At 73.7% G+C, this 24622-nt stretch carries 21 protein-coding genes; 15 read left to right on the top strand and 6 right to left on the bottom strand.

Annotated elements, in window-relative coordinates; translation table 11 throughout:
• Positions 1-11: 11 nt before the first annotated feature.
• A complete protein-coding gene (locus ESG85_RS03190; RefSeq protein WP_128976469.1) occupies positions 12-1493 on the bottom strand; it encodes a hypothetical protein in 1482 nt (493 codons plus the stop codon).
• A 128-nt stretch (positions 1494-1621) separates the two neighbouring features.
• Here ESG85_RS03190 and ESG85_RS03185 point away from each other — a divergent pair, with 128 nt between their 5' ends.
• Complete coding sequence (locus ESG85_RS03185; protein ID WP_128976468.1) at positions 1622-2815, top strand: argininosuccinate synthase; 1194 nt, start codon at positions 1622-1624, stop codon at positions 2813-2815.
• Between the two features lie 97 nt (positions 2816-2912).
• Positions 2913-4340: an argininosuccinate lyase gene (gene argH / locus ESG85_RS03180; RefSeq protein WP_128976467.1), complete on the top strand. Its 1428-nt coding sequence runs from the start codon at positions 2913-2915 to the stop codon at positions 4338-4340.
• Positions 4341-4348: 8 nt separating this feature from the next.
• Here argH and ESG85_RS03175 read toward each other — a convergent pair whose 3' ends face one another.
• Entirely contained in the window at positions 4349-4858 is a 510-nt protein-coding gene (locus tag ESG85_RS03175; protein ID WP_128976466.1) for an HAD domain-containing protein, read from the bottom strand.
• Positions 4859-4942: 84 nt separating this feature from the next.
• Between ESG85_RS03175 and ESG85_RS03170 the strand changes: the two genes are divergently transcribed.
• Both ESG85_RS03170 and ESG85_RS03165 read left to right on the top strand, forming a co-directional pair.
• Entirely contained in the window at positions 4943-5494 is a 552-nt protein-coding gene (locus tag ESG85_RS03170; RefSeq protein ID WP_128976465.1) for a TetR/AcrR family transcriptional regulator, read from the top strand.
• The gene (locus ESG85_RS03165) at positions 5491-7050 is read left to right on the top strand and encodes an MFS transporter (RefSeq protein WP_128976464.1); all 1560 of its coding nucleotides are present in this window, start codon (positions 5491-5493) and stop codon (positions 7048-7050) included. The genes ESG85_RS03170 and ESG85_RS03165 overlap by 4 nt, the downstream gene beginning before the upstream one ends.
• Before the next feature lie 99 nt (positions 7051-7149).
• Here ESG85_RS03165 and ESG85_RS03160 read toward each other — a convergent pair whose 3' ends face one another.
• Positions 7150-7824, bottom strand: coding sequence for a lysophospholipid acyltransferase family protein (locus tag ESG85_RS03160; RefSeq protein ID WP_128976463.1), 675 nt, complete (start codon positions 7822-7824; stop codon positions 7150-7152).
• Positions 7825-8094: 270 nt separating this feature from the next.
• Here ESG85_RS03160 and ESG85_RS03155 point away from each other — a divergent pair, with 270 nt between their 5' ends.
• The 3 genes from ESG85_RS03155 (at position 8095) to ESG85_RS03145 (ending at position 10453) form a co-directional block, all read left to right on the top strand.
• Positions 8095-9294 carry a glycerophosphodiester phosphodiesterase gene (locus tag ESG85_RS03155; protein ID WP_128976462.1) on the top strand — a complete coding sequence of 400 codons (1200 nt, stop codon included), beginning with the start codon at positions 8095-8097 and terminating at the stop codon, positions 9292-9294.
• A gap of 114 nt (positions 9295-9408) precedes the next feature.
• Positions 9409-9930: a sigma-70 family RNA polymerase sigma factor gene (locus ESG85_RS03150; protein WP_128976461.1), complete on the top strand. Its 522-nt coding sequence runs from the start codon at positions 9409-9411 to the stop codon at positions 9928-9930.
• A 37-nt stretch (positions 9931-9967) separates the two neighbouring features.
• The gene (locus tag ESG85_RS03145; protein ID WP_128976460.1) at positions 9968-10453 is read left to right on the top strand and encodes a GNAT family N-acetyltransferase; all 486 of its coding nucleotides are present in this window, start codon (positions 9968-9970) and stop codon (positions 10451-10453) included.
• 67 nt (positions 10454-10520) lie between these two features.
• On the opposite strand, the gene ESG85_RS03140 is transcribed toward ESG85_RS03145, so the two are convergent.
• Positions 10521-11000 (bottom strand): hypothetical protein, encoded by a 480-nt coding sequence (locus ESG85_RS03140; protein WP_246094782.1) that lies wholly within the window; start codon positions 10998-11000, stop codon positions 10521-10523.
• Positions 11001-11002: 2 nt separating this feature from the next.
• Positions 11003-11365, bottom strand: a complete 363-nt coding sequence (locus ESG85_RS03135; RefSeq protein ID WP_128976459.1) for a hypothetical protein — start codon at positions 11363-11365, stop codon at positions 11003-11005.
• A gap of 575 nt (positions 11366-11940) precedes the next feature.
• Here ESG85_RS03135 and ESG85_RS03130 point away from each other — a divergent pair.
• The 8 genes from ESG85_RS03130 to ESG85_RS03095 all read left to right on the top strand — a co-directional run bounded on the left by ESG85_RS03130 (position 11941) and on the right by ESG85_RS03095 (position 23156).
• Entirely contained in the window at positions 11941-12999 is a 1059-nt protein-coding gene (locus ESG85_RS03130; RefSeq protein ID WP_128976458.1) for a methionine ABC transporter ATP-binding protein, read from the top strand.
• Entirely contained in the window at positions 12996-13664 is a 669-nt protein-coding gene (locus ESG85_RS03125) for a methionine ABC transporter permease (RefSeq protein ID WP_128976457.1), read from the top strand. The genes ESG85_RS03130 and ESG85_RS03125 overlap by 4 nt, the downstream gene beginning before the upstream one ends.
• 121 nt (positions 13665-13785) lie before the next feature.
• A complete protein-coding gene (locus ESG85_RS03120; protein ID WP_128976456.1) occupies positions 13786-14643 on the top strand; it encodes a MetQ/NlpA family ABC transporter substrate-binding protein in 858 nt (285 codons plus the stop codon).
• Positions 14644-14782: 139 nt separating this feature from the next.
• Positions 14783-15418 (top strand): GNAT family N-acetyltransferase, encoded by a 636-nt coding sequence (locus tag ESG85_RS03115; RefSeq protein ID WP_128976455.1) that lies wholly within the window; start codon positions 14783-14785, stop codon positions 15416-15418.
• A 69-nt stretch (positions 15419-15487) separates the two neighbouring features.
• Positions 15488-16684, top strand: coding sequence for a precorrin-6y C5,15-methyltransferase (decarboxylating) subunit CbiE (gene cbiE / locus ESG85_RS03110; RefSeq protein ID WP_128976454.1), 1197 nt, complete (start codon positions 15488-15490; stop codon positions 16682-16684).
• A gap of 346 nt (positions 16685-17030) precedes the next feature.
• The gene (gene cobT, locus ESG85_RS03105) at positions 17031-20789 is read left to right on the top strand and encodes a nicotinate-nucleotide--dimethylbenzimidazole phosphoribosyltransferase (protein ID WP_128976453.1); all 3759 of its coding nucleotides are present in this window, start codon (positions 17031-17033) and stop codon (positions 20787-20789) included.
• Between the two features lie 223 nt (positions 20790-21012).
• Positions 21013-22254, top strand: a complete 1242-nt coding sequence (gene cobA, locus ESG85_RS03100; protein ID WP_128976452.1) for a uroporphyrinogen-III C-methyltransferase — start codon at positions 21013-21015, stop codon at positions 22252-22254.
• An 83-nt stretch (positions 22255-22337) separates the two neighbouring features.
• The gene (locus tag ESG85_RS03095) at positions 22338-23156 is read left to right on the top strand and encodes a TrmH family RNA methyltransferase (RefSeq protein WP_128976451.1); all 819 of its coding nucleotides are present in this window, start codon (positions 22338-22340) and stop codon (positions 23154-23156) included.
• A gap of 176 nt (positions 23157-23332) precedes the next feature.
• Here ESG85_RS03095 and ESG85_RS03090 read toward each other — a convergent pair whose 3' ends face one another.
• The gene (locus ESG85_RS03090) at positions 23333-24589 is read right to left on the bottom strand and encodes a serine/threonine-protein kinase (protein ID WP_128976450.1); all 1257 of its coding nucleotides are present in this window, start codon (positions 24587-24589) and stop codon (positions 23333-23335) included.
• Positions 24590-24622: the final 33 nt, after the last annotated feature.

Below are 24622 nucleotides of genomic sequence, written 5' to 3'. Positions count from 1 at the left end.
TTCTCCGGGCCTCACGTGAAGTGCTGCAGGCCCTTGCGGATCGACGTGGACATCCACTCCGGAAACGCGTCATGGTGTCGCTCCAGGAGGCCGAGGCACTCCTCGGCCACGATCCGGTCGCCGCGGTGCGTGCACCACCAGGCGCGGCGAGCCACCGTGACCGCCCGCTCGCGCAGCCGGGGGTCCGGGTCGTCCAGCATGCGCAGGGCGCAGAGGATCCGGGGCATGTCGTGGCGCTCCGAGAAAACCCGCAGCGCCGCCGCCCGTTGCGGATGCGGCCGGTCCTGCGCGGCCCGGGTCAGCAGTTCCCGGGCGGGTACGTGGGAGGCGAGCCCGGCGAGGGTGCGAGCGGCCTCGCGCACCACCGCCGCCGACGGGTCGTCGAGCAGCGGCAGCGCCTTGCGCCAGTCCTGGGGCTCCAGAATCCGCAGTCCCGCCACGGCGGACGCCCGAACGCGCGCCACCGGATGGGTCGTCAGGCCGTCCAGCACAGCGATGTCTTCGGCGTCCCGGGCCTCGCTCTCCTGCCCGTTCCCGGCTTCCCGGCCCTCGCACTCGGCCAGCCCGAGCGGTGCCCGGCCGGGCACGGTCGCCGGATCGGCGCAGGCGGCCCGGTAGATCGCCAGGGGATCGCGGCCGTCCTGGCGCAGGACCCAGCGGGCGCAGGCGCGGACCAGGGCCGAGCGGTCGTGGAGGAACGGCTCCGCCTCGGCGGGCCGGCCGGCCGCGCGCAGCGCGGTGACACCGGCCGAGCGCACGGAGCCGGAGCGGGCGGCGAGCAGCAGCGGCAGCGTCTCGTCGGGCACGCCCGCGGCGAGGGCCGCGGTGGCGGCCCGGTCGCGCAGGGCCGTGTCCTCGTCGTAGGCGGCGAGCCGGGCGAGCTCGGCAGGGGCGAGCAGTCCGCGGTCGACGGCGACGTCCAGGGCGTGCCGCCGGGTGATCCGGTCGCGGTGGTAGAGGAGCGCGGTGACCGTGTCGGCGGGAGCGGTGCGCAGCGACGCGTCGAGCAGGTCGGCGGCGGTGCCGCCGCGCCTCCGGTTCGCGAGCCGGAGGATCACCGGTGCGGTGACGGCGAGCGTCGCGGCGTCCGCGCCGGGCAGGTCGGTGGCGAGGACGGCGCGAGCCCGCTCGCGGACGGGCGCGGCCCAGTCGGCGGTGCGCAGAGCGACGAGGGGGAGGAGAGCGGGGCGTCCGGCGGTGTGGGTGAGGGCGGCCTCCCGGACTCGGCCGTCGCGGTCGCACAGGGCGAGGGCTACTCGGCCCTCGGGCGGCCGGGGCACGCCGAGCGCGGTGCGCAGCGCGCCGGTGAGGCCGGTGGTCGTCAGCCACTCGTGCCGGGGGCGGTCGGTCAGGGCCCAGGGGTATCCGGAGCGGATGCGCTCGTCCAGTTCGAGCCACGCCCCCGGGCGCCACGTGTCCAGCGCCACGGCGAGCCGGCGCCCTCGTACGAGCCCCCGAATCGCCGCGTCCGGCGACCTCTCCTCGTGTGTCATGCGCGCAGCCTAGGTCGGGCGCCTCGGCCCTGGCCTGCGATTTTCCGTCGCCGCGGCAGCGCGTTGACAAAACATACGGAGGACTGCATAGTTATACCCATCAGTGGTTGGAAGGTTAGGAGAAACCCGTGACCGAGCGCGTCGTACTCGCCTACTCGGGCGGCCTGGACACCTCCGTCGCCATCGGCTGGATCGCCGAGGAGACGGGTGCCGAGGTCATCGCCGTCGCCGTGGACGTCGGCCAGGGCGGCGAGGACCTGGACGTCATCCGCAAGCGCGCGCTCGCCTGCGGTGCGGTCGAGGCCGAGGTCGCGGACGCCAAGGACGAGTTCGCCGACGAGTACTGCCTCCCGGCGATCAAGGCCAACGCCCTCTACATGGACCGCTACCCGCTGGTCTCGGCGCTCTCCCGGCCGGCCATCGTCAAGCACCTCGTGGCCGCCGCCAAGAAGCACGACGCCTCGATCGTCGCCCACGGCTGCACCGGCAAGGGCAACGACCAGGTGCGCTTCGAGGCCGGCATCCAGGCCCTCGGCCCGGACCTGAAGTGCATCGCCCCGGTCCGTGACTACGCGATGACCCGGGACAAGGCCATCGCCTTCGCCGAGAAGGCGAACCTGCCGATCGCGACCACCAAGAAGTCCCCGTACTCCATCGACCAGAACGTCTTCGGCCGCGCCATCGAGACCGGCTTCCTCGAGGACATCTGGAACGCGCCGATCGAGGACATCTACGAGTACACCCAGAACCCGGCGGTCGCCCGCGAGGCCGACGAGGTCGTCATCTCCTTCAAGGAGGGCGTCCCGGTCGCCGTCGACGGCAAGCCCGTCACCGTCCTCCAGGCCATCCAGCAGCTCAACGAGCGGGCCGGCGCCCAGGGCATCGGCCGGATCGACATGGTCGAGGACCGTCTCGTCGGCATCAAGTCCCGCGAGGTGTACGAGGCTCCCGGCGCGATCGCCCTGATCACCGCCCACCAGGAGCTGGAGAACGTCACCGTCGAGCGCGAGCTGGCCCGCTACAAGCGGCAGGTCGAGCAGCGCTGGGGCGAGCTCGTCTACGACGGCCTGTGGTTCTCCCCGCTCAAGCGCGCCCTGGACGGCTTCATCGACGAGGCCAACCAGCACGTCACCGGCGACATCCGGATGACCCTGCACGGCGGCCGCGCCGTCGTCACCGGCCGGAAGTCCGCGGAGTCGCTCTACGACTTCAACCTCGCCACCTACGACACGGGCGACACGTTCGACCAGTCGAAGGCGCAGGGCTTCATCGACATCTTCGCCCTCTCGGCGAAGATCGCCGCCAAGCGCGACCTGGGCTGACCCCGCGCGTTGAACAGGCCGCCTCCCTGCTGCACGCGGCAGGGAGGCGGTCGCACATCCAGAGACATCCAGAGACCTGTCCTGAGGAGCAACAGCTGTGAGCAGCAACAACGGTGACGTCCGGCTCTGGGGCGGCCGGTTCGCCGACGGCCCCGCCGAGGCCCTGGCGAAGCTGTCCGCGTCCGTCCACTTCGACTGGCGGCTCGCCCCGTACGACATCGCCGGTTCCCGCGCGCACGCGCGCGTGCTGCGCAAGGCCGGGCTCCTCACCGAGGACGAGCTGACCCGCATGCTGGCCGGCCTCGACCGGCTGGAGGCCGACGTCGCCGACGGCTCCTTCGTGGGCACCATCGCCGACGAGGACGTCCACACCGCCCTGGAGCGGGGCCTCCTGGAGCGCCTCGGCGCCGAGCTCGGCGGCAAGCTGCGGGCCGGCCGCTCCCGCAACGACCAGGTCGCCACGCTGTTCCGGATGTACCTGCGGGACCACGCCCGCATCATCGGCGGTCTGATCGCCGACCTGCAGGACGCCCTGGTCGGCCTCGCCGAGGCGCACCCGGACGTCGCCATGCCGGGCCGGACCCACCTCCAGCACGCCCAGCCGGTGCTCTTCGCCCACCACGTCCTCGCGCACGTCCAGTCCCTCTCCCGGGACGCCGAGCGGCTGCGGCAGTGGGACACCCGGACCGCCGTCTCCCCGTACGGCTCCGGTGCGCTCGCCGGTTCCTCACTGGGGCTCGACCCGGAGGCCGTCGCCAAGGACCTCGGCTTCGAGCGCGGCTCGGCGGGCAACTCCATCGACGGCACCGCCTCGCGCGACTTCGTCGCCGAGTTCGCCTTCATCACGGCGATGATCGGGGTGAACCTCTCCCGGATCGCGGAGGAGATCATCATCTGGAACACGAAGGAGTTCTCCTTCGTGACCCTGCACGACGCCTTCTCCACCGGTTCGTCGATCATGCCGCAGAAGAAGAACCCGGACATCGCCGAGCTGGCCCGTGGCAAGTCCGGCCGGCTGATCGGCAACCTGTCCGGCCTGATGGCGACGCTGAAGGCGCTGCCGCTCGCCTACAACCGCGACCTCCAGGAGGACAAGGAGCCGGTCTTCGACTCCTGCGACCAGCTGGAGGTCCTGCTGCCCGCCTTCACCGGCATGATGGCCACGCTCACGGTCAACCGGGAGCGCATGGAGGAGCTGGCCCCGGCCGGCTTCTCGCTCGCGACCGACATCGCCGAGTGGCTGGTCAAGCAGGGCGTGCCGTTCCGGGTGGCGCACGAGGTCGCCGGCGAGTGCGTCAAGGTCGCCGAGGCGGAGGGCAAGGAGCTGGACGAGCTGACGGACGAGCAGTTCGCCAAGATCTCCGAGCACCTCACCCCCGAGGTCCGCACGGTCCTCGACGTCCCCGGCGCCCTCGCCTCCCGCGACGGCCGGGGCGGCACGGCCCCCTCGGCGGTCGCCGCCCAGCTGGTCGAGGTCAAGGCGGACCTGGTGATCCAGCACGCCTGGGCCACCGCCAAGAACTGAATCCCCACCTACCGCGCCGCCGCCCAGTCCGCGAGCCTGTCGAAGTCCGGCCGGGTCAGCCCGATCCGTTCGTCGACGCGCAGCAGCAGGGCGGCGGTGCCGTGGTTCCGCTCCACGTACGCGTGGTCGTACGACGTGATGTCGTCGTCCACCCATGCGAACGGCCGCCCCGCCGCGTACTCCAGGACGTACTGGGTCTTCCAGAACGTCCCGCGCGGGGCGGCCCCGTGCATGATCGGCCAGTCGATGTACGGCAGCTCCGGCAGCCCGAGCCGCGGCCCGATCCAGTCGTTCGCCTCGCCCTTCCACGTCGTCGCCCACACCAGCTCGTACGCCTCCGAGAGCGCGAGCAGCTCCGTGCCGTGGTCGCGGTTCAGCCACATCCGCAGTGGCTTCTCCCCGGTCCAGCCGGTCGGGCGCATCCGGTGGGTGGCGTAGCCCTCCGGTCGCCGTTCGGGCTGCGCCGCGTAGGGGTTCAACGGGCCGTCCACGTCGATCAGCAGCAACGGTCTTGTCATGCCCACAGGATTCCCTCCCGCGCCTCGTGAGGCGTCGATTTATTCAATGAGACATTGATGTCTCATTCGATGTATGGTTGTCTCATGGCAGTCGATCGCACCCATGTCCTCCGCTCCGCCGCCGCCACCCTCTCCGTGAAGGCGACCGCCACCATGGACGAGGTCGCCCGGGCCGCCGGCGTCGGGCGGGCCACCCTGCACCGGCTCTTCGCCGGGCGGGAGGCGCTCATCCGCGCGCTGGAGGAGATGGCCATCGCGGAACTGGACCGGGCACTCGACCGGGTCCGGCTCGACGAGGGGCCCGCCGACGAGGCGCTGCGCCGGCTCGTCGGCCAGGTGGAGCCCGTCGCCCCGCTGCTGTCCTTCCTCGTCACCGAGAACCAGCTGTTCGAGGGGGACGCGCAGAACGAGGGCTGGGCCCGGCTCGACGCCCGCATCGCCGCGCTCTTCCGGCGCGGCCAGGAACAGGGCGTCTTCCGGATCGACCTGACGCCCGCCTGGCTGTGCGAGGCCTTCTACGGCCTCGTCGGCTCCGGCGCCTGGGCCGTGATGGACGGCCGGGTCGCCGCCAAGGACTACCAGTACATGATCACCGAGCTGATGCTCGGCGGAGCACGCAGGAGCGTGGAGAAGTGACCAGCGACAGCCTCACCCGTGCGCGGACGCGCGAGAGCCATACCGAGGGCGTGCGCCGCCCCGGCCGGTGGCTCGCCCTCGCCGTGCTCGTCCTGGCCGTGCTGCTCGTGGCGGTCGACGCCACCGTACTCGGCCTGGCGACCCCGTTCCTCTCCGAGGACCTGAAGCCGTCCGGCACCCAGCTGCTCTGGATCGGCGACGTCTACTCCTTCGTCATCGCCGGTCTGCTCGTGTCCATGGGCAGCCTCGGCGACCGCATCGGCCGCAAGAAGCTGCTGCTCACCGGGGCCGTCGCGTTCGGCGCCGTCTCCGTGCTCACCGCCTACGCCACCAGCGCCGAGACGATGATCGTGGCCCGCGCCCTGCTCGGTGTCGCCGGCGCCACCCTCATGCCGTCCACCCTCGCCCTGATCCGCAACCTCTTCCACGACCCGCGCGAGCGCAGCCTCGCCATCGGCATCTGGGGCGCCATGGCCTCGGCCGGTGCCGCCGTGGGCCCGGTCGTCGGCGGATTCCTGCTCGAACACTTCTGGTGGGGCTCGGTCTTCCTCATCAACCTGCCCGTCATGGCCGTCCTGGTCCTCGTCGGCGCCCGGCTCATCCCCGAGTCGAAGAACCCGAACCCCGGCCCCTGGGACCTGCCCAGCGTCGGCCTTTCGCTCGTCGGCATGATCGGCCTCGTCTACGCGGTCAAGGAGATCGCCTCGCACGGCCCCACCCTCGACGTGGTCGTCGCCGCGCTCGCCGGCCTCGGCGGTCTGACCTGGTTCGTCCGCCGGCAGCTGACCCTGCCGGCCCCGCTCCTGGACATGCGCCTGTTCCGCCACCGCGGCTTCTCCGGCGCCGTCCTCGCCGACCTGCTCACCATCCTCGGCCTGTCCGGCCTGGTGTTCTTCCTGTCCCAGTTCTTCCAGCTGGTCCAGGGCCGTCAGCCGCTCGAGGCCGGGCTCGCCGAACTGCCCGCCGCGGTCGGCGCGGTGACGGCCGGTCTGGTCGCGGGCAACGTCGCCCGCCGGTTCTCCGTGCGGTCCGTCGTCACCGCCGGTCTCGCCGCCATCGGTCTCGCCCTCGCGGTACTCACCGCCATCGGACAGTCCACCGGCTACCCGCTGCTCGGCGCGAGCCTGCTCGTCGTCGGCGTCGGCGCGGGCTTCGCGTTCACCGTCACCGCCGACGTGATCCTCTCCAGCGTCCCCAAGGAGCAGGCCGGCGCCGCGTCCGCCGTCTCCGAGACGGCGTACGAGCTGGGCGCGGCCCTCGGCATCGCGGTCCTCGGTTCCATCGTGACCGGCGTCTACCGGGGCTTCACCACCCCGGCCGGCATCCCGGCGGACACCGCCGCCGCGGCCCACGACTCGCTCGGCGGCGCCGTCGAGGCCTCCGCGGGCCTCGACCCGGCCCAGGCCGGCGCGCTGGTCTCGGCCGCCCAGGACGCCTTCGTCGACGGCCTGCGCATCGCGGCCGGCGTCGGCGCGGCGGTGCTCCTCGCCACCGCGGTCGCGGCCTGGTTCCTGCTGAAGGGCCAGAAGCTGGCGGACGGCCCCGTCGAGCAATGACCCGCGGCCGGCCGACCCCCGGGCACCCGCGCCCCGGCACGGAGGAGGGCGCCCCCGGAACCCCGGGGGCGCCCTCCTCGTCCGTCCGTACGACGGTCCCTACGCGGCTTCCTTCGCCTTGGTGGCGTACATGTCCACGTACTCCTGCCCCGAGAGCCGCATGACCTCGGCCATCACCGAGTCCGTCACCGCCCGCAGCACGTACCGGTCGCGGTCCATGCCGTCGTAGCGGGAGAACTCCATCGGCTCGCCGAAGCGGACCGTCACCCGGCCCGGGCGCGGGATGCCCGCGCCGCCCGGCTGGATCTTGTCGGTCCCGATCATCGCGAACGGCACCACCGGCGCGCCCGTCATCAGGGTGAGCCGGGCGATGCCGGTGCGGCCCCGGTAGAGGCGGCCGTCGGGGGAGCGGGTGCCCTCCGGGTAGATGGAGAAGATCTTGCCCTCCTCCAGGACCCGGCGACCCGTCATCAGCGCGGCCACACCGCCGCGGCCGCCGTCACGGTCCACCGGGATCATGCCGACGCTGGTGAAGAACCAGGCCATCAGCCGCCCCTTGACGCCCTTGCCCTTCACGTACTCGTCCTTGCCGATGAAGAACACCTGGCGGTCCAGGCAGATCGGCATGATCATCGAGTCGATGAAGGTCAGGTGGTTGCCCGCGAGGATCACCGGTCCGGTGCCGGGGATGTTCTCGGCGCCCTCGACGCGTGGGCGGAACATGAGGCGCAGGACCGGACCGAGGGCGGCCTTCATGATCGCGAGACGGGACAACGGTTCCTCCGGTGTCGTGCGGGCGGCTCGTGCGGAGCCGGCGAGTGCAGTTCGCGACGATACTCGCGGGTCACCGCGCGTCGCACATCGGGTTCACGGAGTGGATACGCCGTGTTGACGTGTGTTTCCGCCATGTTCCGCACAGGTCAGCCGTTCGGAGGGCGCCCGTAGGGCTTCGTTGCCTAGCGTCGGGAGCGCAGTTGACAGGTGCGGGACATCACAGGGACCTCACGCGGACATCGCACGGGACCCACCACCGAAGGAGTGCCCATGACCCAGCCCGAGCGCCGGACCCCGGCCCGACGAGCCGTCCTCGGAGCCGCCGGAGCCGCCGTCCTCGGCGGCTCGGCCGCCCTCGCCGCAGGCACCGCGCAGGCGGCTCCGCCCGCTCCGTCCGCCGCCGGCACCGGCGCCGAGCCGGGCGCGCGGGGCACCGTCCGCGGGCGCGGCTACCGCTCGCTGCCCGTCCCCACCGTCATCGCCCACCGCGGCGCCAGCGGCTACCGCCCCGAGCACACCCTCGGCTCCTACCGGCTCGCGCTCGACCTGGGCGCCCACGTCGTCGAGCAGGACCTCGTGCCCACCCGGGACGGCCACCTGGTCTGCCGCCACGAGAACGACATCACCGGCACCACCGACGTGGCCGACCACCCCGAGTTCGCCTCCCGCCGCACCACCAAGACCGTCGACGGCACCGCCCTCACCGGCTGGTTCACCGAGGACTTCACGCTCGCCGAGCTGAAGACCCTCCGCGCCAAGGAGCGCATTCCGGCCACCCGCCAGGAGAACACGCTCTACGACGGCCGCTGGACGGTCCCCACCTTCGAGGAGGTGCTGCGCTGGGCGGAGGAGGAAGGCCGCCGCCGGGGCCGCGAGGTGTGGCTGCACGTCGAGACCAAGCACCCCAGCTACTTCCGCGCCCTCGGCCTCGGCATCGAGGCGCGGCTCGCCCGGTTGCTGCGCCGCCACGGCCGCCACCGCGCGAACTCCCCGGTCTTCCTCCAGTCCTTCGAGCCCAGCAGCATCCAGCGCCTGGCGAAGCTCGTCGACTGCCCGCGGGTGGTCCTGCTCTCGGGCGCCGGCACCCGCCCCTGGGACTTCGTCGAGGCCGGCGACCCGCGCACCGTCGCCGACCTCGTGACGCCCGAGGGCCTGCGCTGGATCGCCTCGTACGCGCAGGGCATCGGCCCCACCCTCGACCTGATCCTGCCCCGCGACGCGGACGGGCGGCTCGGCACCGAGACCACCCTGGTGCGCGACGCGCACGCCGAGGGCCTGATCCTCCACCCGTACACCCAGCGCAACGAGAACGCCTTCCTGCCGGCCGAGTACCGGCGGGGCACCGACCCGAACGCGTACGGCGACGCCTTCGGCGCCCTCCGGCGGTTCTTCGCGACCGGTATCGACGGCATCTTCTCCGACAACGCCGACACCGCGCTGCTGGCGGCGGCGGACCACCGCGCGCGCTGACGCCGGGACGCCGGGGCGGCCGGCCCGTGCCCGCCGACCGCACCCGGTACCCCGACCGGGTGGTTTGCGGCCGGGTCCGCAACCGGGTCATGCCCGCCCCGCATCGTGCCGGGCATGACCTCCCGCGAAACCCTGCTCGCCACCCTCAGGCCGCTGCTCGCCGCCGAGTCCCGGGCCGAGGCGCCGGCCGCCGGCGTCGAAGCCGGAGACCTCGAACAGGCCGTCTGGCTGCGGCTGCTCGAGCGCCTCCAGGAGGAGGGCGCCCCCGAGCGCCCCGCCGAATGGCTGCGCCGCGCCGTCCGCACCGAGGCCCGCCGCGCCCGCCGGGCCCGCCTGCGCGAACGGCCGTTCCACGCCGAACCGGCCCACGAGTCCGGGCGCTCGCCCGAGGGCCACGCCCTCGTCGCCGAACGCCGCCGCGCCCTGCGCGCCGCCGTCCGCCGCACCCCCGGCCACTGCCCGCGGCTGCTCGCCGCGATGCTCCATCCCGACGACCCCACCTACCAGGAAATCGCAGGGGCGTTGGGTATCTCACAGGGGAGTCTGGGACCGATGCGTTCCCGATGCCTGGGATGCCTGCGCAGAATGCTGGCTGCGGAGGTTCCCCGCGCGGGCGCGCGGGGAAAGGTGCCGTAGACCCACGGCGGACCAGACGAGCGGGAGGCATGCGCACATGGGCATGAGCGTGACCATCTCAGCGGCGGACGCGACACAGGACGCGGAGAGCATCCTGAAGCTGCAGTACCTCTGCTACCAGCGCGAGGCGGAGATCTACCAGGACTGGTCGATCGAGCCGCTGACCCAGTCGCTGGACGCCCTGCGCGCCGAGCTCACCGAGGGCCGGGCCTTCGTCGCCCGCCTCGGCGACGAGATCGTGGCCTCCGTCCGCGGCCGGCTCGACGAGGACGGCACGGTGCGGATCGCCAAGCTCATCGTCCACCCGCGCATGCAGCGCCACGGCATCGGCGGCCGGCTCCTCGACGCCATCGAGAGCCACTACGCCGCCGAGCCCGCCCCGGCCGCCAAGCGCTTCCAGCTCTTCACCGGCCACCGCAGCGAGGGCAACCTGCGCCTCTACCGCAGCAAGGGCTACGCGCAGGTCGCGACCCGCGAGATCGGCCCGCAGCTCACGCTGGTCACCCTGGAGAAGGCCGCCTAGGGATGGCCGGACACCCCCTGGACCTCCTGGTGCCCGCCACCCGCCCGCTTCCGCCGGCCGGCCCGCCTCAGGCGGCCGTGCGGGAGCGGCGCAGCCACCAGATGCCGGTCAGGGGCAGCAGCACCGGGATGAAGACGTAGCCGTAGCCGTAGTCGGACCAGACCGTCGCGTCCGGGAACGCCGAGGGCTCGACCAGCGTCCACGTGCCCACGGTCAGCACGCCGACGAGCTCGGCGGCGCAGCACACCAGCGCCGCCTTGCGGGCCGTCTCCCCGCCGCGGACGAGCGTGTAGGTGATGAACGCGTACACCACGGCCGCCACGGCCGACAGGGCGTACGCCAGCGGTGCCCGGTCGAACTCGGTCGCGATCTGGAAGATCGACCGGGAGACCGCGCCCACCGACATCACGCCGTACAGCCAGACCACGAGCAGGCCCGGCCCCTTCACCAGACGCCCGGCCCGGGAGCCGCCCGACCCGGACCCGGGACCGCCGGTCCCCGTTCCGGTGCCGCTTCCGCTCGCGGTGCCGCTCTCGGTCGCGGTCATCGTCAGCCCACCGTCCAGATGTCGTAGAGACGCACTTCGAGCACCGCGAGCACCACGGCGCCGGCCGCCACGGTCGCCGAGCCCCACTTGCTGCGCTCGGTCAGCGACAGCAGCCCGGCCGCGGGCACCGCGCACAGCGCGCCCAGCAGATAGGCGACGAAGATCGTGCCGCCCTCCTCGGCCTTCTCGCCGCGGACCAGCTGCACGATGCCGACCACCAGCTGCACGAGCGCGAGGAAGGTCACCACGGCCATGCCGATGAAGTGCCAGTCCTTGGTGGACTGGTTCCGGTAGGCGGCGAAGCCGCACCAGGCGGCGAGGGCGAGCGCGGCCACCGAGACCGCGACCGTCAGGGCGTCAAGCATGCGCCCGAGGGTATTACGGGCCGAATGGCCCGATGCGCGCGGGCCCCCGCCCCGGGCACCGGCACACCGTGGCGTTGGCCACAACCGGCCGCCGTGGCGCGCCCCGCCGCGTCCCGGCCCGCCCCGCTCCCGGACGGCTCCTTCCCGGGCCCCGCGCCCGCGGCGGGCCCGCCCCCGGGACGTCGTGCGCCCTCCCGGAGCGTCCGCATGGCGTCTCATCGATGTCCGCTATTCGGACGCCCGCCTTTCGTTCGCACATGTACATGCTTTACTTGCAGCCATGACCACGACGAGCAGCCGCACCCTTGCGACCGAGGCGAACCAGACGCCCGGTGCTCGTTGTACGTGTCGAATGTGCGCCAACTGAGGGCCCCCGCCAGAGCCTCGCGCCCCGAAGCGAGACCCGACGGACGAGCCGTTCCGCCGCCTTTCCGGCGCCGGAGCGAGCACGCCCCGCGCACGCGCTGCCTCCCGGCCCACCGCCGTGACCAGCCGCCCTGCGCCTGACTGTCCGAAAGACGAATTTCGTGCACGGCGGACCCATGCGCCGCGCACTCGACAGTGACGGAAACCCTGTGATCACCACTTCGGGCCTGACCAAGGTCTACGAGTCGCGAGGCCGCCAGGTCACCGCTCTGGACGGCGTCGACCTCCACGTTCGCGAAGGCGAGGTCTTCGGCGTGATCGGACAGAGCGGAGCCGGCAAGTCCTCGCTCATCCGCTGCGTCAACCTCCTGGAGCGCCCCACCTCCGGCACCGTGACCGTCGACGGCGTCGACCTCACCGCACTCGCCGGAAAGGGCCGCCGCGCCGGCAAGGACCTGCGCCACGCCCGCAGCAGCATCGGCATGGTCTTCCAGCACTTCAACCTGCTGTCCTCGCGCACCGTCAAGGACAACATCGAACTGCCCCTGGAGATCCTCGGCGTCTCCGGCGCCGAACGCTCCCGCCGCGCCCTCGAACTCCTCGACCTCGTCGGCCTCGCCGACAAGGCCAGGGCCTACCCCGGCCAGCTCTCCGGCGGCCAGAAGCAGCGCGTCGGCATCGCCCGCGCCCTCGCCGGCAAGCCCAAGGTCCTGCTCTCCGACGAGGCCACCAGCGCCCTCGACCCGGAGACCACCCGCTCCATCCTCCAGCTGCTGCGCGACCTCAACCAGCAGCTCGGCCTGACCGTCCTGCTCATCACCCACGAGATGGACGTCGTCAAGACCGTCTGCGACTCCGCCGCCCTCATGCAGCGGGGCCGCGTCGTCGAGTCCGGCACCGTCGGCGAACTGCTCGCCACCCCCGGTTCCCAGCTCGCCGCCGAACTCTTCCCGGTCAGCGGCGCCGCCACCGCGCCCGGCCGCACGGTCGTGGACGTCACCTTCCACGGCGAGACCACCGCCCAGCCGGTGATCTCCCAGCTCTCCCGTACGTACAACATCGACATCTCGATCCTCGGCGCCGCCATGGACACCGTCGGCGGACGCCAGATCGGCCGCATGCGCATCGAACTCCCCGGCAGCTACGAGGAGAACGTCGTCCCGGTCGGCTTCCTGCGCGAGCAGGGCCTCCAGGTCGAGGTCGTCGAACAGCAGGACCGGCCCGTGCCCGCCCAGGCGCCCGCGCTGGTGAAGGAAGGTGCCAAGTGACCTGGTCCGAGATGCAGCCCCTGCTCGAGCAGGGCACCGTCGACACCCTCTACATGGTCCTGTGGGCCACCGTCGTCACCGTCCTCGGCGGCCTCCCGCTCGGCATCCTCCTCGTCCTCACCGACAAGGGCGGACTGCTGCAGAACCGGCCGGTGAACAAGATCGTCGGCGCGATCGTGAACGTGGGCCGCTCGCTGCCCTTCATCATCCTGCTGATCGCCCTCATCCCCTTCACCACCTTCGTCGTCGGCACCTTCATCGGCCCGACCGCCATGATCGTGCCGCTCGCCATCGGCGCCATCCCGTTCTTCGCCCGGCTCGTCGAGACCGCGATCCGCGAGGTCGACCACGGGCTCGTCGAGGCCGTCCAGGCCATGGGCGGCGGCATCCCCACCATCGTCCGCAAGGTGCTGCTCCCGCAGGCCCTGCCCTCGCTGGTCTCCGCCGTCACCACCACCGTCATCGTGCTCATCGGCTACTCCGCCATGGCCGGCGCGGTCGGCGGCGAAGGCCTCGGCTCCAAGGCCATCACCTACGGCTACCAGCGCTTCGACACGACCTTCATGCTCGTCACCGTCGTCGTCCTGGTCGCGATCGTGACGGTCGTCCAGCTCATCGGCGACGGCATCGTCCGCCTGCTGGCGCGCCGCGGCCGCACCGCCTGACGCTGCCCGACGGCCCGCCGGCAGGCACGACCTGACGGCCCCCCAGACTTCGCAACCCGAAGAAGAGCCCGGACTTGTTGTCCAGGCGAACACACCGCTCCACCGGAAAGAGGCACTCTTCGTGCGCAACAACACCAAGCTCACCGCGGGCATCGCCGCCACCGCCGCCCTCGCCCTCGGCCTCACCGCCTGCGGCACCGCGTCGGACCCGTCCTCCGCCAAGGACGCGGCCGGCTCCGCCGACAAGCCCCTCGTCGTCGCCGCGTCCCCGACGCCGCACGCCGACATCCTCGACTACGTCAAGGACAACCTCGCCGCGAAGGAGGGCCTGAAGCTGGAGGTGAAGGAGTTCACGGACTACGTCCTGCCGAACACCGCCACCGAGTCCGGCCAGGTCGACGCCAACTTCTTCCAGCACAAGCCGTACCTCGACGACTTCAACAAGAAGAACGGCACCCACATCGTCCCGGTGGTCAACGTCCACCTGGAGCCGCTGGGCCTCTACTCCAAGAAGCTGAAGTCGCTGAAGGACATCAAGGCCGGCCAGACCATCGCCGTCCCCAACGACACCACCAACGAGGGACGCGCCCTCCACCTGCTCGCCGAGAACGGCCTCATCACCCTCAAGGCGGGCGTCGGCACCGACGCCAAGCTCTCCGACATCACCGACAAGAAGGGCCTGGAGTTCAAGGAGCTGGAGGCCGCCACCGTGCCCCGCGCCCTGAACGACGTCGACGCCGCCGTCATCAACGGCAACTACGCCATCGAGGCCAAGCTGGAGCCCGCCAAGGACTCCCTCGTCCTGGAGAAGGCCGAGGGCAACCCCTACGCCAACTTCCTCGCCGTCAAGGAGGGCAACGAGAAGGACGTCCGCGTGCAGAAGCTCGCGAAGCTCCTCAACTCCCCCGAGGTGAAGAAGTACATCGAGGACACCTACAAGGGTTCGGTCGCCCCGGCCTTCGGCGCCCCCGCCAAGTAGCCCCCGGAGCACGGCCCCTGACCAGAAGGCCCCGTACGCCCCGCCCGGCGTACGGGGCCTTCGGTCCACCCGCGTATGCGCCGCGGCGGCCCCATGCTGCATGCTGTGCGTTCACGGTCTTCACGGTATGGAGCGGCGCATGACTTCCACCTTCCCGGACATCTCCATCAGCACGGACCGCCTGGTGCTGCGCGCGCTCGAACCGGCCGACGTCCCCGCGCTCGCCGAGATGATGAACGACGAGATGGTCGCCGCCTGGACCTCGGTGCCGCAACCTTTCACCGAGGACGGCGCCCGCCGCTGGATCGACGAGTACGCCCCCGCCGAACGCGCCGCCGGCCGTGGACTCGACCTCGCCGTCACCGAGTTCCTCACCCAGCGGCTCGTCGGCGTCGTCCAGCTCACCAAGACCAACTGGCACGTCCGCGCCACCGAGCTGTCCTACATCGTCGCCCCCTGGGCACGCGGCGAGGGATACGCCACCGAGGCGGCGCTCGCCACCGCCCAATGGCTCTTCCGCGACCAGCGGTTCGAACGCATCGAACTGCGCACCGCCGCCGACAACACCGCCTCCCAGCAGGTGGCCCAGAAGATCGGCTGCATCAGCGAAGGCGTCCTGCGCAACGCCTGCATAGCGCGCACCCGCACCGAGGACGGCGGCTGGGAGGACCTGCGCACCGACTTCATCGTGTGGGGCCTGCTCCCCGAGGACCTGGAGGGCGTCGCCGACGAGATGGCCGACGCGGGCTACTCGCTGCTCGCCGACTGGAGCTGAACGGCACGTGCCCGGGTTAGGCTCGTCCCCGCCCCCGACCTGCACACACCCCCAGGGAGACAGACACACATGGCCGACCGGGTCACGGTGATCGGCTGGGACGGCTCGCCCCTCACCGCGGCGGCCGGGTCCGCACTCGCCGCCGCCACCCTGGTGGCCGGCGCCGCCCACCACCTCGCCCTCCCCGAGGTCCCGGAACGCGCCGAACGCGTCCGTCTCGGCAGCGTCGACCTCGCCGCCCGCCGCATCGCCGGACACCGCGGCACCGCCGTCGTCCTCGCCGACGGAGACCCCGGCTTCTTCGGCGTCGTCCGCGCCCTGCGCGCCCCCGAACACGGCCTCGAGGTCGAGGTCGTCCCCGCCGTCTCCTCCGTCGCCGCCGCCTTCGCCCGGGCCGGCATGCCCTGGGACGACGCCCGCATCGCCGTCGCCCACCAGCGCACCCTGCGCCGCGCCGTCAACGTCTGCCGCGCCCACCCCAAGGTCGCCGTCCTCACCTCGCCCGGCGCGGGACCCGCCGAACTCGCCCTCCTCCTCGACGGCGTCCACCGCACCTTCGTCATCTGCGAGGCCCTCGGGACCGCACGCGAACAGGTCACCGTCGTCACCTCCGACAAGGCCGCCGACCACGCCTGGCGCGACCCCAACGTCGTGCTCGTCATCGGCGGCATCGGCGTCACCGGCGGCGGCTCCACCGGCGGCTGGCTCATGGGCCACGACGCCCCCGCCACCCGCGGCTGGGCCCTGCCCGCCGACGACACCGGCGGCCACGCCGGCCAGGGCCCCACCCTGCGCGCCGCCCAGCTCGCCCGCCTCGGCCCCCGCGTCGGCGACCTCGTCTGGGACATCGGCTGCGCGGGCGGCGCCTTCTCCGTCGACGCCGCCCGCTTCGGCGCCGCCGTCATCGCCGTCGACACCGACGCCGGTGCCTGCGCCCGCACCGAGGCCGCCGCCCGCGCCGCCGGCGTCCAGCTCCAGGCCGTACCCGGGCGCGCCCCGCACGTCCTGGAACGCCTGCCGGAACCCGACGTCGTCCGCATCGGAGGCGGGGGAGTCCCGGTCGTCACCGCCTGCACCGACCGCAGGCCCGACCGGATCGTCGCGCACGCCGCGACCCGCGACGAGGCCGAGGCGATCGGCGCGGCCCTCACCGACGGCGGCTACCAGGTCGAATGCGCCCTGCTCCAGACCGTGGGCCTCGACTCCGCGGACTGGACCGAGCACGACCGTTCGGTGGTCTTCCTGCTGTCCGGCCGCAGGGCCTGAGCTCGCCGGTCGCGGGGCCTGGACGCCCCCCACCCGTGATCGCGCCGCCCGCCGGGCGAGGTAGGCTGGCCGATTGTTGTACCGCGCCGGGACGTTCGGTGGTTTGTTCGCCAATGTCCGGAAGTAGTGGCCTCCTTGGGCCGCTGATGTGGTACGGAGCAATGGGGGGCGGCGCGACGTGGCGCAGTCCACAGCGAACCGTGGCGGATCCGCCTGCCAGGATGGCCGAAGGCCGCGACAATGCATGGGTGTCCGCGTGTCCTTCGTGCCGCGCGGCGCGCGAGCTCGTTGTTGTCGACGGGCGAAGGTCTGAAGGAGCACAACCGATGGGCGAGGGGTACGCAGCATGACGGACACCGGCCAGGTCCCCGGCGAGGGGCTGCCGGAGAACGCAGGCATGGTCGAGCAGCCGGGCATCCCCGCGCCGGGCGCGTACACCTTCCTGGACCCCTCCGAGCACGCAGCCGAGGAAGACGATCTGCTCCTGATGCCGGGCGCCCAGGGTGCCTGGAGCGAGCACCAGCCGGGCGTCATGCCCGCGCCGCCCGTCGCGGTGCCGGCCCCGGCCCCGGCCGTCGACCCGCTGACCGCGCCCATCGAGCAGGTCACCGCGACCCCGCCGCAGGGCGTGCCGGTGCCCCAGCACGCCACCCCGGCGCACGGCGTCCCGCACGAGCCGGTCACCGACCACGGCTACGAGCCCGGCATCCTCGACACCGGCGCCCACGAGGCCGCCGGCCGTGACTCCGGATCCGTCGACCTGAGCGCGGTCCGTACGCCCGGCCCCGCCACCCCGCCGCCCGCCCGCCGCCCGCTGCACATGGGCCCGCCCGTCCCGGACGCCACCGGCGGCGTGGTGCGCTCGCTCGCCGACCGCGGCCCGGCCCCGCAGCCCGTCCCGGTCGCCGCGACCGCCCCCGCGCCGATGCCGGTCCGCACCCCGGGCCCGCCCACCACGGGGCCCGAGTACCTGGACGTGCCGCCGCAGCAGGACCAGCAGACCGCCCCGCAGGGCGCCGTGCCGTGGACCCCGCAGCCGCAGGAGCACCCGGTTCCGGCCGCCGCCCCGGCAGAAACGGTCCCGCCGGTCGCCCAGTTCGTCCCGGTCGAGGGCTCCCTCCCGACCGCCCCGCACCTGGCCCCGACGCCGGCACCCGAGCCGGCCGCACCGCAGGAGCAGCCGGCGGAGCAGGCCGTGTCCCCCGCCGAGCCGCTCGCCGCCGAGACTCCCGTCCCGGCGGCCGCGGCCGAGGATCCGCAGCAGGCCCCCGAGCCGGCCGCCCCCGAGATGCAGCCCGCCCCGGAGGCCCCGGCCCCGGAGGCCCCGGCCATGGAGGAGCAGCAGCCCCAGGAACCGCAGCAGCCCGAGGAACCGCAGGCCGAGGAGCCGGCGGCCGCCGAGGCCGCGCCGCAGGAGGGCGCTGCCGAGGGGACCCCGGCCGAAGAGGCAGCTCCTGAGGGAGTCGTGGCCATGGAGGCCGTGCCTCAGGAGAGCGTCGTCGAGGAAGCCGCCACTCCGGAGGCGGCACCTCAGGAGACCGCCGCCTCCGAGACCGCCGCCTCCGAGACCGCCGCCCCGGAGGCTGCCGCCCCCGAGACCACCGCCCCGGAGGCCGTCCTCCCGGAAGCCGCCGCCCCGGCCGAGGCCGCCGACGCGGCCGCCGCCCCGGAAGCCGTCGTAGCGGACGCCGCGGCTCCCGTGCCCGCGCCGCGCGAGGCGGATCCGGAGGCCCGGGCCCTTCCCGAGGAGCCCCGGCCCGCGGCAGCCGAGGACCAGGCCGAGGCCTCCGCGGAGGCCCCCGCCGAGCCCGTCATCGAGCCCGTGGCCGCCGAAGCCGCCCCTGCCGCCGAGGCCGCGGCCGCCGAGGTGCCCGCCGCCGAGGCCCCCACGGCGGAGCCCGCGACCGCGGAGGCCGTCGTGGCCGAGCCGGTGGTGGACGAAGCGGCCGCCGCCGCCGCGGCCGAGGAGCCCGCTCCCGTACCCGCCCCGGAGGAGCCGACGGCGGCCGTCCCGGCCCCGGTCGAGGTCACCGCCGAGGAGATCCCGGTCGTCCCGGACGGCACGGCGCAGCCGCAGCCGGAAGCCGCGCCCGGTGCGCCCCAGGCCCCCGTGGCCCCCGGGGCGGCGGAGCACCGGCTTCCGCAGGACGCCCGGGAACCCCAGCAGGACGCCGATCCGGTCGCCGCCGAGCTGCCCGCCGAGGAGATCCCGGCCGCCCAGGCCCCCGAGGCGGCACCGGCCGACCTGCCCGCAGAACTGCCGGCCGAGGAGGCGCCGTCGGCCGGCGCGGCACAGCCCGGAGAGGCACCGGCAGAGGAGACCGCAGCCGACGAGACCTCCGCCGAGGCCCCGGCCGCCGCCGAAGAGCCGCGGGACCGGGCCCCGGGCTACGACGAGGCCGAGCGCGAGGCGGTGCTCCGCGTCATGCGCGAGCGCCGCGACATCCGCAACGGCTTCCGCCCCGACCCGATCCCGCACGAGGTCCTCCTCCGCGTCCTGGAGGCGGCCCACACGGCACCCTCCGTCGGCCACTCGCAGCCGTGGGACTTCGTCGTCATCCGCTCCGCCGAGACCCGCCGGACCATGCACGAGCTGGCCCAGCGGCAGCGCGAGGCCTACGCCAAGTCCCTCCCCAAGGGCCGGGCGAAGCAGTTCAAGGAACTGAAGATCGAGGCCATCCTCGACACCCCGGTCAACATCGTGGTGACCGCGGACCCGACCCGCGGCGGCCGCCACACCCTCGGCCGCTACACGCAGCCGCAGATGGCCCCGTACTCCTCCGCGCTCGCCGTCGAGAACCTGTGGCTCGCCGCCCGCGCCGAAGGCCTCGGCGTCGGCTGGGTCAGCTTCTTCGACGAGCGCGAGATGGTCCGCGCCCTCGGCCTGCCCGACCACCTCGAAGTGGTCGCGTACCTCTGCGTCGGCTACGTCGACGAGTTCCCCGAGGAGCCCGAGCTGATGCAGGCGGGCTGGTCCAAGCGCCGCCCGCTGTCCTGGGTCGTCCACGAGGAGACCTACGGCCGCCGCGCGCTGCCCGGCGAGGAGCCGCACGACCTGCTCCAGGAGACCGTCGCCAACATCCGCCCGCTGGACGCCAAGGCGCTCGGCGAGGCATGGGAGCGCCAGAAGCGCATGACCAAGCCCGCCGGAGCGCTGGGCATGCTGGAGATCATCTCCGCGCAGCTCTGCGGCCTGTCCCGGGCCTGCCCGCCGCCGATCCCGGAGCCGGCCGCCGTCGCGATCTTCGCCGGCGACCACGGCGTGCACGCCCAGGGCGTCACCGCCTGGCCGCAGGAGGTGACCGGCCAGATGGTCGCGAACTTCCTCGGCGGCGGCGCCGTCTGCAACGCCTTCGCGAACCAGGTGGGCGCCGAGGTCTGCGTCGTCGACGTGGGCGTGGCCTCCGACCTGCCCTCCACGCCGGGTCTCCTCCCGCGCAAGGTCCGCCCGGGCACGGCCGACTTCACCATCGGCCAGGCGATGACCCGCGAGGAGGCGGTCGCCGCGATCGAGGTGGGCATCGAGACCGCCCGCGACCTCGTGGCCGCCGGCAACAAGGCGCTGCTCACCGGCGAGATGGGCATCGCGAACACCACCGCGTCCGCCGCCCTCATCTCGGTGTACACGGGCGTGGACCCGGCCGAGGTCACCGGCCGCGGCACCGGCATCAACGACGAGATGCACGCCCGCAAGGTGGACGTGGTCCGGCGCGCGCTCGACCTCCACAAGCCGGACCCGGCGGACCCGATCGGCGTCCTCGCGGCGCTCGGCGGCCTGGAGCACGCGGCGCTCGTCGGCCTGATCCTGGGCGCGGCCTCGCTCCGTACCCCGGTCATCCTCGACGGCGTCTCCACCGGCGCGGCGGCCCTCCTCGCCCGCGCCATCGCGCCCGAGTCGCTCGCGGCCTGCATCGCGGGCCACCGCAGCGCCGAGCCGGGCCACGTCGCGGCCCTCAACAAGCTGGGCCTGCGCCCGCTGGTCGACCTCGACCTCCGCCTCGGCGAGGGCACCGGCGCCCTCCTGGCCCTCCCGGTGGTCCAGAGCGCCGCCCGCGCGATGCACGAGGTGGCGACCTTCGACTCCGCGGGCGTCACGGAGAAGTAGCCGAGTCCCGCACCCGCCCCCACTCCCCGGGTGGTCCCCTCGTGGGACCCGTCCTCGCAGGGGAGTGCGGGGCGGAGCGTGCGGTCCCGCATGCGGGTCCCGCACGTCCCCCGCGCAACCGACCGACGGCGCTCGGCTCAGGGGAGATCCGTCACAACGAGAAATCCGCAGGTCACCGCTATCGTTTGGGGCACCACAGCCCCTCCAGAGGAGCCGCCGCACCATGGCCGAGCACGCCGAGCACGCCGAGCACCCCGCCTACCCCGTCGGACTCCGCCTCGCCGGCCGCCGCGTCGTCGTGTTCGGCGGTGGCCAGGTGGCGCAGCGCCGTCTTCCCGCCCTGATCGCGGCGGGCGCGCGGGTCACCCTGATCTCGCCCTCCGCGACGCCGTCCGTGGACGCCATGGCGGAGGCGGGCGAGATCACCTGGATCAAGCGCCGCTACGAGGAGGGCGACCTGGCGGACGCCTGGTACGCCCTGGTCGCCACCACGGACCCGGCGGCGAACGCCGCCATCTCCGCCGAGGCCGAGCGCACCCGGACGTGGTGCGTCCGCTCCGACGACGCCGAGTCGGCCACCGCCTGGACCCCGGCCACCGGCCACAGCGAGGGCGTGACCGTCGCGGTCCTCACCGGCCACGACCCGCGCCGTTCGGCGGCCGTCCGCGACGCGGTCGTCGAGGGCCTGCGCGACGGCTCCCTCGCCGCGCCCGCCCGCCGCGCCCGCACCCCGTTCGTCGCCCTGGTCGGCGGCGGCCCCGGCGACCCGGACCTGATCACGGTCCGCGGCCGCCGGCTGCTCGCCGAGGCGGACGTGGTGATCGCCGACCGCCTCGGCCCGCGCGACCTGCTCAGCGAGCTGCCCCCGCACGTCGAGGTGATCGACGCGGCGAAGATCCCGTACGGCCGTTTCATGGCCCAGGAGGCCATCAACAACGCGCTCATCGAGCACGCCAAGCAGGGGAAGTCGGTGGTCCGCCTCAAGGGCGGCGACCCGTTCGTCTTCGGCCGCGGCATGGAGGAGGCCCAGGCGCTGGCCGCCGAGGGCATCGCCTGCACGGTGGTCCCCGGCATCTCCAGCTCGATCTCGGTCCCCGGCGCCGCCGGCATCCCGGTCACGCACCGCGGCGTCGCCCACGAGTTCACCGTGGTCAGCGGGCACGTGGCGCCCGACGACCCGCGCTCCCTCGTCGACTGGGCGTCCCTCGCGAAGCTCACGGGCACGCTGGTGATCCTCATGGGCGTCGACAAGATCGGCAAGATCGCCGAGGCGCTGATCGCCCACGGCAAGTCGCCCGACACCCCGCTGGCCCTGGTCCAGGAGGGCACCACGGCGACCCAGCGCCGCGTGGACGCGACCCTCGCGACGGTGGCGGAGACGGTCACGGCCGAGGAGGTCCGCCCGCCGGCCGTGATCGTCATCGGCGACGTCGTCAACGAGGGCCCGGACAAGCCGCTCGCCTAGAACCCCGGACGGGCCCCGAGAGCGCTCCGCGCGCAGCAGTCGCACGCATTGGCACCACCCCCAGGACAAGGCAGTATCACCCCGTGGCCGAACTCATCACGATCGACGACCCCGACGACCCCCGTCTGCGCGACTACACCGGACTGACCGACGTCGAGCTCCGGCGCAGACGGGAACCGGCCGAGGGGCTGTTCATCGCCGAGGGCGAGAAGGTGATCCGCCGCGCCAGGCAGGCGGGTTACGAGATGCGGTCGATGCTGCTCTCCGCCAAGTGGGTCGACGTCATGCGCGACGTCATCGACGAGGTCCCGGCGCCCGTGTACGCGGTGCAGCCGGACCTCGCCGAGCGGGTCACCGGCTACCACGTCCACCGGGGCGCGCTGGCCTCGATGCAGCGCAAGCCGCTGCCGGCGGCGACGGACCTGTTGTCCTCCGCCCGCCGGGTGGCCGTGATGGAGTCGGTGAACGACCACACCAACATCGGCGCGATCTTCCGCAGCGCCGCCGCGCTCGGTATGGACGCGGTGCTGCTGTCCCCGGACTGCGCGGACCCGCTGTACCGGCGCTCGGTGAAGGTGTCGATGGGCGCGGTGTTCTCGGTCCCGTACGCGCGCCTGGAGACCTGGCCGCGCGGCCTGGAGGCGGTACGGGAGGCGGGCTTCAAGCTGCTGGCGCTGACGCCGGCGGACCGGGCGGCGTCGATCGACGAGGCGGCGCCGCACAAGCTGGACCGGGTGGCCCTGATGCTCGGCGCGGAGGGCGAGGGCCTGTCGACACAGGCCCTGCGGGCGGCGGACGAGTGGGTCCGCATCCCGATGGCGCACGGCGTGGACTCGCTGAACGTCGGCGCGGCGGCGGCCGTCGCGTTCTACGCGGTGACCAGCGGCCGCCCGCAGGCGTAGACGGGCCCCCGGCACCCGCCCGCACAAGCCGCCCGCAGGCGTGGTGCCGCCAGGCGGCCCACGCCGTGAACGGGGCCGCGTGCGGGAGCAGGACGCGACCGGCGCCGCCCGGCGGGTGCGTCCAGCCCCCCTGCGCCGCCCGGCGCGTGCGTCCGGCCCTCCCTTGCGCCGCCCGGCTACCCCTGGAGCGCCTGCGCGGCCGCGATGCCGAGGGCGACGACGATCGTGACGACCACGAACACGAAGAGCCGCTGACGCAGCAGCCTCGGGTTGGCCGGCCGGCGCCCGGTGGACGTGGAGCGGGACCCTCCCCGAGTGCCCGGCCGCGTACCGGTGCGGGACTGCGGCGCGCGGGAGCCCCCGCCCGTACGGGACGAGGACGCGCGGGAGGAGGACCGGGACGCGCCGGCCCGGAGGCCGCCCGGACGGCCCTGACCGCCCGTCGGCCGGTCCGCGACCGGCTGCCGCTCGCCGCCCTGCTCGCCGCCGCGCTCCAGGGCCCGCTCGGTGGTGCGCTCGGTCGTCCGTTCCGTGTACCGCTCCGTGGGCCGTACGGCGCCGCGCTCCTCGCCGCGCTCGCGCTGGCCGGACGGCCGGGCGGCGGGCAGGCCCTGGGCCTCCCGCGCCGCGATCTCCTTGAGCCGCATGGAGAGCTGGAGCGTGCTGGGCCGTTCCTCCGGGTCCTTCGCGAGGCAGGCGCGGACGAGCGGGGCGAGGGAGTCCGGGACGCCGTGCAGCAGCGGCTCCTCGTGCACCACGCGGTACAGCATGACCTCGGAACTGCCGTGGCCGAAGGGCGAGTCGCCCATCGCCGCGTACGCGAGGGTGGCGCCGAGCGAGAAGACGTCCGTGGCGGGCGTGACGGCCGCGCCCCGGACCTGCTCGGGGGCGAGGAAGCCGGGTGATCCGACGGCGGTGCCGACGTGGGTGAGGGTGCTGGCGCCGGTGGCCCAGGCGATGCCGAAGTCGATGATCCGGGGACCCTTGGGGGAGAGCAGGATGTTCGACGGCTTGAGGTCGCGGTGCACCACCCCGGCCTCGTGCACGGCGACCAGCCCCTCCGACAGCGCGGCGCCGATCGACGCCACGTCGGCGGCCCGCAGCGGGCCCTCCTCGGCGACCCGGTCGTGCAGCGAGGGCCCGGGCACGTACTGGGTGGCGAACCAGGGGCGCTCGGCCTCCAGGTCGGCGGCCACGAGGCGGGCGGTGCAGCCGCCGCGGATGCGGCGGGCGGCGGACACCTCGCGGGCGAACCGGGACCGGAACTCCTGGTCCTCGGCCAGGTCGGGCCTGATCACCTTGAGCGCCACGCGCTGTCCGCGCCGGTCGGAGCCGAGGTACACGACTCCCATCCCGCCGGCGCCCAGCCTGCGGTGCAGCCGGAACGACCCGACGATCCGCGGGTCCTCGCGCCGGAGCCGCATCATCGCCATGTCCGTCCCCTCGTCCGTTCGACGTGGCACAGC

Source organism: Streptomyces roseicoloratus (assembly GCF_004117935.1).
GTDB lineage: Bacteria > Actinomycetota > Actinomycetes > Streptomycetales > Streptomycetaceae > Streptomyces > Streptomyces roseicoloratus.
Note: the sequence above shows the minus strand (reverse complement) of the source record. Positions and strands in the feature narration are given on the sequence as shown.

Excerpts from the sequence above, each read along its gene's own strand:
- ESG85_RS03190 (WP_128976469.1), bottom strand. The coding sequence starts at position 1,493 with ATGACACACGAGGAGAGGTCGCCGGACGCGGCGATTCGGGGGCTCGTA.
- ESG85_RS03175 (WP_128976466.1), bottom strand. The coding sequence starts at position 4,858 with ATGACAAGACCGTTGCTGCTGATCGACGTGGACGGCCCGTTGAACCCC.
- ESG85_RS03170 (WP_128976465.1), top strand. The coding sequence starts at position 4,943 with ATGGCAGTCGATCGCACCCATGTCCTCCGCTCCGCCGCCGCCACCCTC.
- ESG85_RS03155 (WP_128976462.1), top strand. The coding sequence starts at position 8,095 with ATGACCCAGCCCGAGCGCCGGACCCCGGCCCGACGAGCCGTCCTCGGA.
- ESG85_RS03150 (WP_128976461.1), top strand. The coding sequence starts at position 9,409 with ATGACCTCCCGCGAAACCCTGCTCGCCACCCTCAGGCCGCTGCTCGCC.
- ESG85_RS03145 (WP_128976460.1), top strand. The coding sequence starts at position 9,968 with ATGGGCATGAGCGTGACCATCTCAGCGGCGGACGCGACACAGGACGCG.
- ESG85_RS03140 (WP_246094782.1), bottom strand. The coding sequence starts at position 11,000 with ATGACCGCGACCGAGAGCGGCACCGCGAGCGGAAGCGGCACCGGAACG.
- ESG85_RS03135 (WP_128976459.1), bottom strand. The coding sequence starts at position 11,365 with ATGCTTGACGCCCTGACGGTCGCGGTCTCGGTGGCCGCGCTCGCCCTC.
- ESG85_RS03115 (WP_128976455.1), top strand. The coding sequence starts at position 14,783 with ATGACTTCCACCTTCCCGGACATCTCCATCAGCACGGACCGCCTGGTG.
- cbiE (WP_128976454.1), top strand. The coding sequence starts at position 15,488 with ATGGCCGACCGGGTCACGGTGATCGGCTGGGACGGCTCGCCCCTCACC.
- cobT (WP_128976453.1), top strand. The coding sequence starts at position 17,031 with ATGACGGACACCGGCCAGGTCCCCGGCGAGGGGCTGCCGGAGAACGCA.
- cobA (WP_128976452.1), top strand. The coding sequence starts at position 21,013 with ATGGCCGAGCACGCCGAGCACGCCGAGCACCCCGCCTACCCCGTCGGA.
- ESG85_RS03090 (WP_128976450.1), bottom strand. The coding sequence starts at position 24,589 with ATGGCGATGATGCGGCTCCGGCGCGAGGACCCGCGGATCGTCGGGTCG.